This window comes from Curtobacterium sp. Csp1 (assembly GCF_013347185.1).
The window spans coordinates 3,901,372-3,901,692 of sequence record NZ_CP054594.1; the positions used below are offsets into that span (position 1 = coordinate 3,901,372).

The following is a 321-nucleotide window of genomic DNA, read 5'->3' on the forward strand; positions in this document are numbered from 1 at the left end:
AGTTCATCTTTCCCTCCACGACCCTCTTCCGATCTGTCGGCGTGATCACCGACCCGACGAACGACCGTCCGTCGCGGACGTGCTCGGCACCTACGACGTGTACGGCGACTCGAACGAGGCCGCGCTCCGCACCGGCTCGCAGGTCCCGGTCAACGACCCGATCCTGCTCGTGTCCGCGATGGCCGCCGTCACCGAGCACCTCGGCTTCGGCATCACCGCCGGTACCGCGTACGAGCACCCGTACCCGTTCGCCCGCCGCATCTCGACGCTCGACCACCTGACGAAGGGCCGCATCGGCTGGAACGTCGTGACGGGCTACCA

The 321-nt window shown here is 67.9% G+C and carries 1 pseudogene; it reads left to right on the forward strand.

Features of this window, described 5'->3' with window-relative positions:
• Positions 1–70: 70 nt before the first annotated feature.
• Positions 71–321: pseudogene (locus HUN58_RS18760) on the forward strand (LLM class flavin-dependent oxidoreductase); the annotation flags it as partial.